Annotated in this window: 11 protein-coding genes; 2 read left to right on the top strand and 9 right to left on the bottom strand. The window is 45.2% G+C overall.

All coding sequences use genetic code 11. The features are described from left to right. The first annotated feature begins 578 nt into the window (after positions 1-578). Together MKHDV_RS04100 and MKHDV_RS04095 are read left to right on the top strand one after the other, a co-directional pair. Complete coding sequence (locus MKHDV_RS04100) at positions 579-1,493, top strand: SAM-dependent methyltransferase (RefSeq protein ID WP_160712542.1); 915 nt, start codon at positions 579-581, stop codon at positions 1,491-1,493. A gap of 464 nt (positions 1,494-1,957) precedes the next feature. Beyond that, positions 1,958-2,401 carry a hypothetical protein gene (locus tag MKHDV_RS04095; RefSeq protein ID WP_160712540.1) on the top strand — a complete coding sequence of 148 codons (444 nt, stop codon included), beginning with the start codon at positions 1,958-1,960 and terminating at the stop codon, positions 2,399-2,401. A 512-nt stretch (positions 2,402-2,913) separates the two neighbouring features. On the opposite strand, the gene MKHDV_RS04090 is transcribed toward MKHDV_RS04095, so the two are convergent. From MKHDV_RS04090 to MKHDV_RS04050, 9 genes are all read right to left on the bottom strand, one after another. Further along, the gene (locus MKHDV_RS04090) at positions 2,914-3,357 is read right to left on the bottom strand and encodes a cytochrome c3 family protein (protein WP_160712538.1); all 444 of its coding nucleotides are present in this window, start codon (positions 3,355-3,357) and stop codon (positions 2,914-2,916) included. A gap of 15 nt (positions 3,358-3,372) precedes the next feature. Beyond that, entirely contained in the window at positions 3,373-4,125 is a 753-nt protein-coding gene (locus MKHDV_RS04085) for a 4Fe-4S dicluster domain-containing protein (RefSeq protein ID WP_160712536.1), read from the bottom strand. Beyond that, positions 4,125-7,175, bottom strand: a complete 3,051-nt coding sequence (fdnG, locus tag MKHDV_RS04080) for a formate dehydrogenase-N subunit alpha (RefSeq protein WP_160712840.1) — start codon at positions 7,173-7,175, stop codon at positions 4,125-4,127. The genes MKHDV_RS04085 and fdnG overlap by 1 nt, the downstream gene beginning before the upstream one ends. 1,173 nt (positions 7,176-8,348) lie before the next feature. Next, on the bottom strand, positions 8,349-10,070 hold the full coding sequence (fliD, locus tag MKHDV_RS04075) for a flagellar filament capping protein FliD (RefSeq protein WP_160712534.1): 1,722 nt from the start codon (positions 10,068-10,070) through the stop codon (positions 8,349-8,351). Between the two features lie 9 nt (positions 10,071-10,079). Next, positions 10,080-11,276: a flagellar hook-associated protein FlgL gene (flgL, locus tag MKHDV_RS04070; RefSeq protein WP_160712532.1), complete on the bottom strand. Its 1,197-nt coding sequence runs from the start codon at positions 11,274-11,276 to the stop codon at positions 10,080-10,082. A gap of 9 nt (positions 11,277-11,285) precedes the next feature. Next, on the bottom strand, positions 11,286-13,298 hold the full coding sequence (locus tag MKHDV_RS04065; RefSeq protein ID WP_160712530.1) for a flagellar hook-associated protein FlgK: 2,013 nt from the start codon (positions 13,296-13,298) through the stop codon (positions 11,286-11,288). 23 nt (positions 13,299-13,321) lie between these two features. After that, positions 13,322-14,920: a flagellar hook protein FlgE gene (locus tag MKHDV_RS04060; protein WP_160712528.1), complete on the bottom strand. Its 1,599-nt coding sequence runs from the start codon at positions 14,918-14,920 to the stop codon at positions 13,322-13,324. Further along, positions 14,920-15,585, bottom strand: coding sequence for a flagellar hook assembly protein FlgD (locus tag MKHDV_RS04055; RefSeq protein WP_160712526.1), 666 nt, complete (start codon positions 15,583-15,585; stop codon positions 14,920-14,922). The genes MKHDV_RS04060 and MKHDV_RS04055 overlap by 1 nt, the downstream gene beginning before the upstream one ends. Then, complete coding sequence (locus tag MKHDV_RS04050) at positions 15,575-16,123, bottom strand: RNA polymerase sigma factor (protein WP_160712524.1); 549 nt, start codon at positions 16,121-16,123, stop codon at positions 15,575-15,577. Before MKHDV_RS04050 ends, MKHDV_RS04055 begins: the two co-directional genes overlap by 11 nt. Positions 16,124-16,239: the final 116 nt, after the last annotated feature.

The raw sequence follows: 16,239 nt of genomic DNA, 5'->3' as shown, positions 1-16,239 counted from the left end.
AACTTTGTTTACATCATAACATATTGATTTAAAAGACTTCACACTTTTGGCACGCTCCCTGCTATATAAGAAATAACAAACGACACCAATCACATCACACTCCGTGATTGTTAATATAGAGCAATAAAAAGTATCCATCTAACGATCTAGCATCGTTAACACTTAAGAACGTGTATAACGCACACCTCTTTAAAGTAGACGACTGAAACACCTACTCCCGTTGGGGCGGCAGGCATGCCGCCCCCCTTAAAAAAGAAAACGCTTTAAGCGTTACATATAAATTTCATCCTCATCCCTTATAGCTCCAGCGCTGTTTTGAGCAGGAACGGCTGACCGGAGGGGAATAAAAAGAACGAGAAGTGCAGAGCAGGCACTTCTCGTTTTTTTTTATGCGCTTTGTCTAAAATTCTATAGGAAAAGATCATCACAATAAGTACAGTGAGTTACAAATAAATATTTTTTACGATTATCGCATTTAGCGCATTCTCGTTCTTGCCCTATCTAGTACCATTAAGGTACACCGCACTTCGTTCCGGCGATATGCCGCAAAAATTTGCAGAAAATGGTACTTGAATACAATGAATAATAATACGCTATATCTTGCCCCTCGCGGGTTTGAACACGAGCTTGAAAAAGAGCTCACAAATATTGTTGCACACAAGGGTCGTCTGTTTATCGCTAAAGGTGGCGTGCAGAAAACCGTATGGGCACAAAACATCTGGTTAAACCCTGTCGAAATCCCTATTGCTTCAATCGGGGATGGTGCAAAACAGCTTAAAGCTATCCAGCGCAACTGGTGGCTGCACACTGTGGACAACCACCGCCGTGCAAAACTTATTCAAGCCAAGCTGCCACATGTTTCTGCAAAGCGCATTGAATACGGCGCACCAAAACCTACTGCACCATTAGGCTCATGGACTCTGTGGGATGCTAACACCATCATCGCGGCAAGCCGTTGCACAAGCCCATACCCTGATGGTGAGCTCAACTTTGTAGAAGACAAAGAAACGTCCCCAACCCGTGCCTACCTCAAGCTGTGGGAACTTTTCACAGTACTGGAACGCAGCCCGAAAGAAGGAGAACTCTGCCTTGATCTCGGTAGCTGCCCGGGCGGCTGGACTTGGGTTATCGCCAACACAGGCGCACATGTTTTCAGCGTCGACAAAGCAGAAATCACCCCGAGCATCGGTTCAATGCCGAACGTTAACTTCTGTACAGGCAGCGCATTCGGGCTTGATCCACGCCATGCTGGAAAAATCGACTGGCTCTTCAGTGACGTTATCTGCTATCCGGAACGCCTCTACACACTTGTAGAACGCTGGCTTGAACACGGTGAATGCCGTAACTTCGCCTGCACCATCAAATTTCAGGCTGATACAGATTATGAAACACTGGAAAAATTCAAACAGATTCCGAACTCTAAAATTATTCATCTCTCATGCAACAAGCATGAAGTTACATGGGTGAAATTAGAAGAGTGGGATAAAGAATAAAAAAACTTTCTTTTTATTGATATAAGAACAAATCCGTTGCAACGCACTTGCGTTACAACGGATTTTTTTGGTTCTTATACTTCTCTAAAAATGGCATACTAAGAAAGGTTCTAAAGTGTGTATTCATATTCTAACCGTATGTTTTCAACAGCCAGTTCATCACGCTCCATTATCTGTGACACAGAGTGCTAACGCGAAGCAATTGCAACTGCTTTTTTTTCTTTTTGTTACTGACAGATATCCTACAAAATATTCAGCAGAAAAAATTGAAACATGATTTTGAAACACACATTCACAGTAAACGGTTGCATGATAGCGTAGAAAATCTTACTCAAAAAGAACAGGCTGGCTAAACCAGACGCAAAGGGACAGGCGTTTCGGGTTAGCTTTTACGCAACCATATCAATACACAAGAAGGATAACGGGCATATATAAACAACACTCTGTGATTACAGGAGACGTGCATGCATGTTTTCACTCTGCCACAAATTCTATTCATCCTCATACTAGCTGGGTTCATTACTATTGTGATCCTTTCTAGACTTACGCCTAATGATCAAAGCCTTGCAGGCGCGGCAGACATTTTACGCATGCACATCCGCCATGCCCAAACCTTCTCCCAGTGTTACAACCATATATATGGTATACAAAGCAGCCAAAATATTGGTTACTTCCTGTTCGAAAATTCCCCCGAAAATATTTCAAAACTCCCCGGTGCCGAGGAAGTCTATCGGCTTAAAGGTAGCATCACTATCTCGAGCTTTACTCTCTACTTTAACAGAGAGGGAACTCCCTGCACCGATATCACCGGCAGCACCCCGTTACCACACGACCTCACCATTACTCTGCAAGACGGCATGGAATCTGAAACCATAACCGTCATGCCTGATAACGGGTATCTTGCTTGATAGTTAGTTATGTCTTTGACTGTTTTTTTTGCCTCCGGCGGCTTAAGAACCTCGCTCTGCTGTCTTTATCCGTAAAACTCGAAGAACTCGTTAACGGCTAAAACTTGCAAGAGGTTCTTAAGAATCTCCAGAAACTTTTATTATGCGAAGCCAGCTTATTGTTTCCGTAACCTCGCGGCTTAGCCTCACTACCTTTCTAGAAATGAAAAAAGGCTGTCCTTCATCTGAGGGACAGCCTTTTTGTACCTCTAGTCAGTGAAATGAAGCCGCGTGAAAAATTTATTAACGGGCTTCCTTCGCATAATAAAAGTTTTAGGAAAGGGGTCTGGGGGAGAACCCTTTTCCAAAAGGGTTTCCCCCAGCCGTCGGAGACAAAAAANGCGTCGCAGACATAAACAAAACAAAATAAAAAAAATCCCCCGTAGATTACTATCTACGGGGGATTTCATTTTTTCATCCAGCAACGGTTGAGAATGTGAAGGAGTACCGTGTGCTGTTTTTTTAATTATGGCTTAGTAAATGCCATCCGGATGACATGCAGACTCGTAACAGCCGGTCATTTCCTTGTCGTTACCGAACTCTTCGATATGACAGGAAAGACAGGAAGGACGAACACCTTTTTTGTGCATAGCGCGGAAATAGGAGCGCCATTTGTTGCTCTCATCCATTGTTGTAATGCTATGACAAGACACGCAACCTTTTGGCGGCACGGTATCTTTTACTGGAGCACTAAACTTAGGCTTTGCTTCTGGATCCTTCCATTTGTGGTGACATGTATTACATGAGTACCCTTCGTGGCTGGAATGGTTGAATGTAACGGACAAATCGCGATCGCTATTACCTTCAACACGGTTGATGACTATATCGTCCGGCCCAGATGTTACTGCTTCTTCTGCAAAGGCAACGGTAGCGATTGCACAGATACAAAGCAGACAAATGATACATAACTTTTTCATGCTATCTCCCTTGTATTATGCGTTTTTGTTTTCACCGAGTACGCTTTTAAACATACCACGGCGGGTTACGGTTTTCGCTTTTGGCGCTGCTGCTACCATGTTTTCGTGCTGTGCTGCTGATGCAACAAGCTTGTCATGGTAGTTTTCCGGTGCTGATTCACAGAGGTAGATCACGCGAACGTGTTCAGGATCTGCAAGATATGCGTCCGGATTAGTTTTTTGAACTTCAGCAAGACGCGCTTTTGCCATTGCGAGCATTTCGTCATGGTCACCAAAATTCATGGTGCCAGTCGGACAGCTTTTCACACAGGCAGGAAGCATACCTTTCGTCACGCGGTTAATGCACATATCGCACTTGTTCCAGATGCCGCTCTCTTCATCACGACGCGGAACGTTGTACGGGCAGAGCTCCCAGCTTTCAAGACGATTAATACCAGCGGTTTTGTTTGTCATAATGACAGCGCCGGTAACAGGATCCTGCTTTACAGCACCTTTTGCATACATGTTGCCAATATCTTTACATGGCGGTTCAATGCAATGACGACACTGTTCTGGAAAGAAAAGCCACTTGAGCTTGCCGTCTTCTTTCACTTCATTGAAGCGGACAAGACGGATAGTTTTTGCAGACAAATCCTGCGGGTTCTGGTGAGAGCCCACGTTACGGGTTTGTTCTGCCGGCAGGTCTTTCCACTGCTTACAAGCAACCTGACAACCACGACATGCAGTACACAGGGTAAGGTCTACAAAAAAAGCTTTACCTTTAGTCATTATGCATCACCCTCCTTCCATTTGCGTACGTTAACCATAAAGGCTTTGTACTCTGGAATACCGGTGTTCGGGTCACCTACGTTAGGGGTAACCAAGTTTGCAGAATCGCCACCGTCTTTCGGTGTTACCCAACCGTAATGCCAAGGCATGCCAACCATGTGCACGTCTTTACCGGCAATTTTGTACGGCTGAATACGATCAGTAACCATCGCGATTGCCCACAGGGAACCACGAAGGCTTTCAACAACGATTTTCTCGCCGTTTTCAAAACCACGAAGTTTTGCAAGCTGAGGGCTGATCTCTACAAACATCTGCGGTTCTGCTTCCACAAGCCAGCTCATCCAGCGGGTCATGGAACCAGTCTGCCAGTGTTCAGTCACGCGGTAGGTAGATGCAACAAACGGGAAGTTCTCGTCTGCAACAGCTTTTTTCTCTTTTTCGAAATGAACAGCAGTCGGGTTATTCAACTGCTTGGAGAATACATGGGTGTCGATAGGACATTCAAGCGGCTCATAGTACTCTGGAAGAGGACCATCGGCACGACCGGGACCAAAGAGCTGTCCCATACCATGCTTGAGCATGATGAATGGATGCTTTGTTCCTGGTTTCCAGCCACCATCCGGCACGTCACCAATCCATTTTTCGCCGTTCCATTTAATGACAGCTTTTTCCGGGTTCCAAGGGTTACCCTTTGGATCACAGGAAGCTCTGTTGTAAATGATACGGCGGTTAACCGGCCAACACCAAGTCCAGTTAGGATACAGACCAATTTTTGCCTGTTCTGCTGTCTGTGTGCTGTCGTGACGCTCTGCTTTGTTTCCTTCATCAGTGTAGGAGTTACAGTAGAGCCAGTTACCGGAAGTGGTAGAGCCGTCGTCCTGAAGATATGCGAAGCTAGGAACCTGCTGTCCCTTTTTAAACTTCTTCCCTTTTACTTCTACATCACGGGTGAACCAGCCGTTACACAAACGTGCTGTCTGCTGGGCGCTGAAGTGGTAATGACCAGCTTCATCCGCTTCACACATTCTGTTGAAAGTAAGATGGGTAATTGGTTCCGGATATGCTCCGCCCTCTTCTTCGTAGAGGTGTGCAAGCTCTTCCCACAGTTCGTGGAAGTAGTGACCGTCGGTCAATACGCCGTCCTGCGGTTCCTGAGCTTTGTAACGCCACTGCATCCAGCGACCGGAGTTGGAAACAGAACCTTCTTTTTCGATTGCGGATGCACACGGGAGGTAGAAAGTCTCGGTTTTGATGGTCTTAGGATCCATGCCCGGGCCTTTCCAGAAGTCACTTGTTTCACAGGTAAACAGGTTAACGTTCACCATCCAGTCCAACTCACCGAGAGCCTTACGGGTCTTAACGGAGTCAGAGCCGGAACAAGCAGGGTTCATACCCCAAATAAGTGCACCGGAGAATTTTCCGTCTGCCATACGGTCGATAAGCGGAAGCCATGAATATTCACTGGATTTATGCGAATCAAGACGCGGCAGATAATTATAGGCATCCTTAGGATCATCATCTTCGTACATAGCCTTGATAAGACTTGCAGAATATTTAGGATAATTGCTCCACCAGTTAGCACTCTTCGGATCATGAGAAACCGGAGTAAATGCCTTGTTGTATTGCTCAAGAGTATCCTGACCAGCAAGCGGAGTTTTAAGGTAGCCCGGGAGGATGTGGTACAGCAGCGCATAGTCTGTTGAACCCTGTACGTTACACTCGCCGCGCAATGCGTTAACACCGCCGCCAGCAACGCCCATGTTACCAAGCATAAGCTGGATCATAGCCATTGCGCGAATATTTTGTACACCTACGGAGTGCTGAGTCCAGCCCATTGCGTACATGATGGTACCAGCTTTTTTAGCTGTACCGGTTTCAGTGTACAATGTGTAAAGCTGCTTGAGATCTTCGATGGATACACCGGACATGGAGGAAACTTTATCGAGAGTGTAACGCTCGTAATGTTTCTTCATAATCTGGAATACACAACGCGGATGCGCGAGAGACTTGTCCTGTTTTGGATTGCCTTTGCTGTCCATTTCGAATGCCCATTTGGACTTATCGTAGGAACGGCTAGCAGGATCAAAACCGGTAAACAGACCGTCTTTAAAACCGAAATCTTTGCCCACAATGAAGGAAGCGTTGGTGTATTCCACCATGTACTCTTTAAAGTAACGCTTTTCGTGCAGGATATAGTTAATCATACCACCGAGCACAGCGATATCAGTACCGGAGCGAAGCGCGGCATGCATATCGGAACGAGCAGAGGTACGGGTAAAGCGAGGATCAATGTGGATAACTTTGGCACCAGCACGCTGAGCTTTTGTTACCCATTTAAAAGAAATTGGATGGTTCTCGGCAGGGTTACTGCCCATAATCAAAATGCAATCACTGTTCTGTAAATCATTCCAGTGATTGGTCATGGCACCACGTCCGAACGACTCTCCCAGAGCCGCTACAGTTGCGCTGTGTCAGATCCGCGCCTGGTGTTCCACATACACCAGACCGAGAGAACGCATGAAGGAATGCATTGCATAACATTCTTCGTTATCAAGAGCAGCGGAGCCTAAGGAGGCAATACCCATTGTACGGTTTACAACCTTACCTGCTGCGTTTTTCTCTTCAAAAGATTCGTCACGAGATTTTTTGATGAGCTTTGCAATACGTTTTTTACACCAGTCCCAATCTTTCACTTCAAACTTATCACTGTACGGCGCACGGTACATACACTGGGTAGGTCTGGCGACGTTTACAGTCATCTGAATGGAGCTAGCACCTTTAGCACAAAGGGAACCACGGTTAATTGGGTGGTCGCTGTCACCTTCTACGTTTACAACGCGTCCGGTTGATTTATTGGTATGCACCAGCAAACCACAGCCAACGGAACAGAACGCACAAATTGATGTGGTCTGCTTAGCCCACTGGATTTTACTCTCTCCAGCTTCTTTCACTACATTATCCAAAGCAAATGCAGGCCCCAGCCCTGTAAATGCGGTGGCAGTTACTGCTGCTGCAGTCGTCTTCAAAAACGTTCTTCTTTGCATTCGCAACTCCATTACAACTCAAATATAAAGAAAACCAGTACGTTCGCTACAATACAAACACTTCCACATATGCTTGTACTGGTTCATGCAATATCAACATGTACTTATTGTCGCCCTGTATAATCTACCAATCGACCCTGTTACAGCTAGTAAAACACAACAAACAACATGCAATTACGCCATATCACACCGTAAAACACTTTACATCGTTTGCTATATTGTCAGTTTTAACAGTACAAAAGATATCTTCTACAATGCTCACTTGAGGATCAAACAACTGAGCAAATTTCCACATCAAGCAACAACTGTCCATATTCCGTTATCTATGCACTATATAAGGAATGTACGTGGCTTATCTGTAGAACAGATAAATCATAACAGTGTCAACACAGCCAACATTTGACAAAAAAGACATACCCCCCACCCAATTTCTTTTGTTTTATATCGATTATAGAATGGTAATAAAAAATTTTGCTTCTAATATCATGTTGTTACAGAGTCATTTTCTAGTTGTGCCAAACCGGACGTAATTACTTTTATGACTCAAAAAAAAGAATATAAAACGTAATTCATTTTGTTTTTCTACCAAAATAGTCCATTTTGTTTAGCGCTGAAAACGATTCAACCTCCCTCGTTTAGGGACGTACCCCTAACCAGCCTGCACACAACGCCTCCAAAAGAACAAAGAAAAACCTACGCTTAAACCTGCACTAGATATCAGTTCACTACCCTCAAAGTCGGGAAACAGATTTAGTACGAACTATCCACCATGTGCTTTTTTTTGATGCCAAACAGAGTTCTACCCAGTGCACAGACCTTATGTTTTAAATAGCCATATCGAAAAACAGGCAGCAGTTATACACTAACTACAACAGTTAACACATCAGGTTCTAAAACAAAAAAGCACATTGAAGAGAATTTCTTCAGTGTGCTTTCAATAGCCACGCTCAGGGCTGGGTCTTCAGGCTTAGCTGGTCAGGCTTGGAGATTCAAACTTAGCTGGTCAGTTTTGAATCTTCGGGCTTAGATTGCCAAATTTAGATAGCAAATTTAGATAGTCAGTTGAAACATAAACCCGTCATATAGAATGTGCCGCTAGAACGCCTATTTATCTGCTTTCATAGATGGATATATGACACAGGTACCCCCATCGCCAGAGGCAGCACCTGTATCAAGTTCCTACCCTGTCTGCGAGATCATGGCAGTTAAACTACTCTGTAAATTTGTATAGTATGCAAGCTGCCCATCTAAAACGGCATATTTGCGTTGCAAGTTAGCTTCCATCTTTGCAAGGCGCTCTTCCTGATAGTAGATATCGTTCTCTAATTTGGTGGCATCTGCATCGTACGTATCGGATACCGTAGTCAGGGTGCCATCCTCAGCATTTGTCCATGTTTCAATTGCTGTCTGAAGTTGGGCGACAATACCTTCCTTCACGCGCAGATCAGCAGAATGGCTTCCTTCATCTAAATTAGAAATTTCAAGCACCATACCTGCTGCGGAAGTGCCAGCCGCAGCCGTAACCGTGTTTCCGTCAATAGCTGCCGGTTCACCATTTACAGTTGCAGAAACTACTTCCCCGCCCACAACGGTATATTCAAACTCATAGGCACCAGGATCTGTAATGCCTTCAATTGTCGACGTAACCTGCACTCCTCGCGTATCACTAATTCCACTATTTGAGCAGCTCAGTAATTCAGCAACGGCATAGGGATTCTCTTCCAGAGCCTTATCGAGATCTTCTTCCTCGATCACCAACTGACCAAAAGTCTCTGACCCTTCATCTGTATCTGTATACAGCCCAAGTTGAGACAAGGCATTGTAAGTATCGTATTCACCACTGAATCCCACAACAGACATGGACATCTGACTTTTTATATCGTTGTACACCATGTCGAGTGCATAACTGTCGATGGTATATGCCTCCATCTTATCGCCGGAATCCTCATCTTCCACGTAGGTAACAACGCGGCCTGTTAACTCCTGAATTTCTCGAATCAGCGTGTTAACTTCCTCAAGAAAGGATTCAATGTTTTCTTTTGTAACATCCGTATCACATGTGACTGTAAGGTTTACGCTCCCTTCAGTTGTGTCTGACAACGTTAACTCAAGCCCCGGCACAACATCATCCACCGTGTTTGATTCACGCTCAAGCCACTCGTCCGCACCGGCAGGGAACCCGTCGACCTTCATCTTTGCATTCTGCGCAGTACGCACGTTCGAAAATTCAGCAGATGTAAAGTCAGCAAGAGTGGTTGTGCCTGAAACAGTAATCGCGTGGTCTGCCCCTGTTTCAGAACCGGAAAGCCTAAAGTACAATTCATCACCGTCCGACAACAAATCCGCACTGACTAGATCTCGCGCAACCGGATCTGAATTGATCATATCAACCAATTGCTGTGCGGTTGTATTTGCAGGAACCTCTATAGAAATTTCTTCACCATCGCACTCAAATGCAAACACTGAATCCACATCAGTAATAACATCCGTGGGTTCAGAATACGTCAAACTCGTATTCACCCATATATCACTCTGGGCGAGTTGGTTCACCTCAATAGTGTGACTTCCCTCCTGCACATCGCCTGTCACTTTACCGGCTATACCTTCTTCTGACGACACTACGGACATTGCAAGAAATTCACTCATGGAGTTCTTGTCATCAAGCGTTTTATCCAGCTCACCCATTGAAGTGACAAGCTCATCCAGCAAAGCAGAGCAAGCTTCGGTTTCTGCCAGCTTGGTTTCATACTTTTTCTTTGTATAACTCTCCGCCTCAATCTGAGCATCAATAATCTCGTTAAAATCTGTCCCGTTTCCAAGACCGGTAAAGTTAACTGCGCCAGAAGAAGTCACAGGCTGATAAGACATTACATCGGATGATACAGAAGAAATATATGACATGGTACCCCCCTATAAGTAGCTTAGAAGGTTAAGCTGATACACGCTTGCAGTTGTGGAGAGCACAGCCTGATACACATATTCTGCCTGAGCCATTTCCACAGACAACTGTGTTGCATCCGCATCTTCAACAGCACTGATTTGGGAAATACTGCGATCTTTTGTAATGGAAATTGCGGTCGCGGTATTCTGCGCGGTGTTCTGCCGTGCACCGACACTGGCGGCTTTCTGTAGCATCTGCTCATAGGCAGCATTAACTGTTTCAATGCATGATGCCACGCCCTCTGTGTTCCCAGTTTCCATGTAAACCATGAGATCACCCAGAGCTTCGAATAAGTTTGGTTCCGGATATGGCTCACCAGTTTCGGGATCAACACCACCGAATACGGATGAACCATCAGACGTCACATCAAGGGTTGAATCCTCTCCGATGGCAAGAGCAAGCTCTTCATTGCTGCCAGTGTATTCATACGCAGCTCTGATATAAAGATTAGTCCCTTCGCCGCTGCCGTCCTCTGCGGTTACAACTGTTCCTGTCGCCAAGGTAATGGAAGAATCACCGGCAATGATCTCTGTATCTCCAGCAAGTAAAGTCCCTGTTGTCCATGTATCACCACCGTCTGTGGAATACTGGTACTCAAGGTCGTCTACTCCGCCGATGGTTCCGGATTCTGTCATCTGAATAAAGACTGTTTGAGACGCATCACCCTGCACGGAAACAACATCAGCATGTGTCATGGTAGGATCATCAATCGTTACACCAACACCCTTCTCATAGGCGCTGTTTTCGATATCATTTCCAGAAAACAGGTATACTTCGCCAAGCTTGGTATTGCTCATCTGAAAAATAGATTCCATATCCTGTCGTAGCTCAATGGCCATACTTTCCATTTGCTCTTTCGTGTATGTTTCCGTGGCAGCCTGTTCTGCAAGTTCACTGACGTTCATCAGAATTTCACTTGTCTGCTGCAACCCTCCATCGGCTGTCCCTAAATACCCTTCAGCAACCGTGCAGTTTTCTTCGTAGGTCAACAGCGTTGCGGAATACGCACGCAGCTGCATAGTTAAAGCCGCACCGGATGGATCGTCAGATGGAGCATTCAGCTTTTTCTGCGTACTCGTCATCATCTTCAATTCCATCACATTACCAAGGGATTTATTGATCTGTTGCAATGAACTTGTATAAATTTGGGATGTTGCGATTCTCATAACGATCTCCTACAGCATATCCAGCACTTCATCGAACATCTCGCGTGCTGTTGTAATAACTTTTACACATGCTTCGTACTGCTGCTGATATTTAATAAGGTTCAGCTGCTCCTCATCAACGTTCACACCATTGGATGACAACTGGTACTCGTAATAATATTCGTTAGAACCTTGCGCATACGCCTGATTCTGCTCCGCCAGCATCACATCCGCGCCGACATCGGCAACGATCATACTGGAAAAACTTGAGAGTGAATCCGTGTAGGTCACGCCACCTGCAGTTATCGACACATCTTTTTCTGCAAGGGCTGCAAGCTGCAATGCTGTGCTGTTATCACCGCTGGTGACTGAGCCATCCTCGCCCACTGCTCCGGCATTAATATGCTGCGGGTTGTTTGAAACGTAGCTGTTCACAGCAATGGTTTCAGCAGAAGTGCCCGTGTAAAAAGTATTCAGCCCTAAGCCCGCCATCAAATTCGCATCATCTTGCGCCACTTCAAATGACAGCCCTGTTCCCGAAGCCATTTCAAGCGTTCCGTCAGCAGAAACTGTTGCTGTAAGATCGCCACCTGATGCGGCATTAATCTTCGCAGCAATATCATCTAAAGAATCTGTGGAAGGATCGACAGTGATGGACACAGTAGAGGCAATCGAACCGTCATCATTATATAGAACGTATTCTACATCTCCGGATTCCAGTTTATCACCGAAAAACAACCCGCTTTCTGAAAGCGGCACGGTGGAATCATCCACTTCGTACGATCCGGAAAGACTGGTGTGATGTTCAAGACCTGCACCCTTTGAATGCGCCACGTTTGTTTCCCAGATAACGGACTGAGCAAGTCCGTCCAAGGCATCCATTGTCGGCATGACAGAATCATCACGAGTAATAAACAATCCTGCAATAGATCCTGAAGTTACTTTATTTGAAGAAAGCATCCCTTGATCATTGGATAACGGCGTAAGGTTCAGGTATGACCCGTCGCCTTTTTCCAAATACAATCCAGTCTTAGGGGTAATTACGTATCTATCACCAGCCGCGTGAGTGCCTGATGTTGTGGAAAACCAGACATCAACTCCAGCGATATTTTCCGGATTATCAGCATCACCAGCTTCATATACAACCGAATTGCCGCTTTCATCCGTCGCCCATGTTTTTCCACCATCATACGAGACCTTGTAATGGGTGGCATCAATGAACTCGAGCATAATCTCTTCACTGGATTCACCCTGAAACTGTACGTTTCCATCAAATGACGAAGAAGGAACCAAGGACTCGCGTGCCTGCGCGGACTGGCTGGAAAGATGATACGTCTGCTGGCCTTCAACCAGTGTGTACTGACCTTCTGCTAGCAGTGTTACCGTGCCGTCGTTCTGGTATTCAACCGTTACATTCATATACGTTGAAAGTTCACGAATTGCCTGATCCCGAGCATCAACCGCCTGATTGTCTGTGGGATTAGAAGCAACCTGCGCGTTTAATGCAGCGATTTGATCCATCAGTGAATTTGCTTCTGATACCTGTGCAGAAATCTCCTGATTTATGGATGTATAAATCTTTTCCATCTGCGCATATGTATCATTATATGTAGAGGCAATTCCCTGAGCAGTACTGAGTACCTCTTCCCACGCACCAGGCTGTGTAGGGTCAGAGGACAGTGTGTTCCATCCGCCGAAAAATCCGCTCAATGCAGCATTCAGACCTGTTGTGTCAGATTGTCCGAGGGTTCCCTCCAGCTGCATTTGGTAGGCAAGCTGCTGATTAAACTTTGCAGCATCAGCAGATGTGGAAAGGTACTGCTGTTCTACAAAGTAATTCATGGAGGCTTCGATACCGGCAATTTGTGCACCGGTACCGATATGTAATCCATGAGATTTTATAGAGCCGGACGTTTCGTAAATAGGGGTCTGTTTTTTGTACCCCGCCACGTCTGCATTCGAAATATTATTCGTAGTTACGTTAACACTGGCTTGCGAATTAACTACACCGTTTATGCCAGTATTGTAGATCGTATTAATCATGCATACTCCTCATAAACCAGCTACTAGTTCTTCAAGTTAATAGCTGTCTGCAGCAAAGTATCCGCAGTTGTAATAACCTTACTGTTTGCCTGATACGCAGCTTGAAGGATAATAAGGTTGGTCATTTCCTGCGCCATATCCACGTTGGAAATCTCCAGAGTATTAGACTGAACGCCCCCCATGCCACCTACGCCCGGACGACCTATGATAGGTTCCCCAGACTCTGCTGTATCAAGAAACTTGTTTCCGCCCTGCGAACTTAATCCACCTTCATTTGAAAAATCTGCAAGCCCGAGGGCGTACAGCTCAATTGTCTGGCCATTAGAATATTGTCCGCTGATGGCACCGCTCTGGTCAACTGTTACATCTTGTAATGTGCCAGTTGAAAAGCCATCCTGATACAATCCAAGTGTGGCAGAGTTTGATTCATAACAGGTTGTACCTGAATGGCTTATTACCGGCGCGTTGAAACCGGGAAGGTCTGTGTAATCAACATCAACACCGCCGTTCTGTAGATCAGCAAGAGTGGCAACGCCATCACCGTCGTTATCCACGGCACCAGTCCAACCGCCTGCGGTATCATGATCTTTGTTAGTCATACCAAAGTTGAAAGACATTTTTTGATTTTCGGCACTACCGGAGAAGTTAGTTTCCAAAACAGGTACACCGGCGGCGTCAAATTCTGCGAGAGTCCAGTTTGCAGCACTTTTTCCGTCAAACCCAGCACCTGTTGATGCTACCGGTGTGTACGCAGTCATTGAAGTCATATCACCGGAAGGAGAAAAAGTTAGGGTGCCTGCCATCAACAAACCGGCGGATTCTGTCCCTTCAAATCCTTCTCGGTGATCATCTCCGGGATTACTGGCTACTGTGTATTCCCACACGGTATTGCCGTCGGCATCCACAGAAACAGGGTCCATATATACGGTCAGTTCATGCGTACCGCCTGCTTCATCATATACAGTAATTGTGGATTGATATTCATAGCGGCTCTGGTCGAGCGCAGGAGAAGCTGTTCCGTCGTACATATCAAACAAAGCAGTGTACGCGCAGCTTGTTGTATCATCGGTCGGGTCAGCAGGTGTTCCGTTATCATCAACCGTTGCAACACTATTATCTTCAGCTGATGCATTAAGGTTTATGGACATCTGAATGCTGTTCGTTGCTTTCGGTGGAGACTGGGAGTCATCAATCTGAATGTCACCAATCGCACCTGTAGGGCTACCGTTCTCCATCTCCCAGCCTTGAACGCGATTGCCTTCAGGGTCTACGAGATATCCATTCTCATCAAAATCGAAGTTACCGGCTCGAGTGTAATACACGGACTGGTTTGCCGGATCTTTAACCATATAGTACCCGTCACCGGTAATTGCGAGGTCAGTATTAGAGCCAGTCGTCTGGTACGAACCCTGCGAAAAGTCAGTATCAATATTAGCTACAGAAACACCATTACCGGTTTGACCGGCACGCACTGTCTCGTAAAAAACATCCTGAAAAATAACACTGGAGCTTTTAAAACCAACCGTACTGGAGTTAGCAAGGTTGTTACTGACTACCAAAGTAGCCTGACTCTGTGCCTGCAACCCTGAGATACCATTGTACATTGAACCTGTAATACTCATTACGCTTCCTCCTCAGCAACACTGACAGAAATAACATCTGTAAAATCAACAACCGCTCCGCCACCAAGGGTCAAAACCGTACCATTTGAGCTATTGGCAACAGAAACAACGGTGTCTTTAATAGTTGTTGCTGTCTCAATAGACTGACCATTTTCATCCAACGCACGCACCCCGATGGTGTATGTGCCGTCTTCTGCTGTTTCGCCAGTCAGCAAAGTTCCATCCCATTCTATCTGTTCAAAACCAACTGACATGGAACCCAGATTCTGCATGGCAACGATGTTGCCTTGCGAATCATAGATATCGATAATGACAGAGTCGGCGTCTTCAGCCAGATACATGGTAACCTCAGACGGTTCACCGTCTTTCATAACCAGAGTATCTCCCTCAACCTCTACCTCCCGTCCCAGATACGAAACAGGATCGGTTCGATTTAGCGCCTCACCAAGATCACCTATCTGAGAATTGATGCTCTGCAACTCATCAAGCTGTGAAAACATACAAGTCTGCTCAGTGAGCTTGTCTGTATCCATAGGGTCAGTAGGGTCCTGATATTGAAGCTCGGCTGCGAGCAATATCATGTAGTCAACTTCACTGAACGTAGTGCTACTCTGGGTCGAACTTGTGGTTATGTCCTGGCTGGAACTGACGCCGCTAATGGTCATGATTTCCCCCGTAGGAGTCATATTTAGTATAATAATTACGTAAACGTCGTAGCGCCTGATGCTTAAGGCACCGAACAGCGCTTTCCGATAAAGACAGCACAGCTGAGGCTTCTTTTGTTGAATATTCTTTTTCAATAGTGAGAATAAGTATCTCCATTTGTCTTTCAGTCAGTAAGCTCTTTGGGATATAGTTTCTAACTGTAAAGAAATGCGTTGTGACGCCTATTGTAAAAGTTTCATCTAATGTTTCCGTTCTATGTTTTTGTTGTTTTCTTAAATCATCAATAATAGAAGTCTCAACTATGACGTAAATCCAAGATGATAGTTTTGCTTTTGCACTGTCATACTTAGCAAGATAGTTATTCTTGATAATTTTAAGTGCTACATTTTGAAAAGCTTCATCTACTATTGTTGAATCTATGCGTGAATTAAACTTCTTTAATATAGATACGATCGTTCTTTTTATTAAAGTTGTATGATCAACAAAGAAATCATTATAGATATCTGAACTATTTTTCTCTTGTAAGCATTGTTTCATCTTGAACTCCCTGCCCTTATTAAAGCAACTCACATGCCCAACAACATTATGGTTCTATAAAAGTATGCTAAACTTATAGTTACAGTTTGTTAGAGAAATATTGGGAAGAGAGAAAA

This window comes from Halodesulfovibrio sp. MK-HDV (assembly GCF_009914765.1).
In the GTDB taxonomy this organism is placed as follows: Bacteria; Desulfobacterota; Desulfovibrionia; order Desulfovibrionales; family Desulfovibrionaceae; genus Halodesulfovibrio.
The sequence above is the reverse complement of the archived record's forward strand: the minus strand, read 5'-3'. Positions and strand labels throughout refer to the sequence as shown.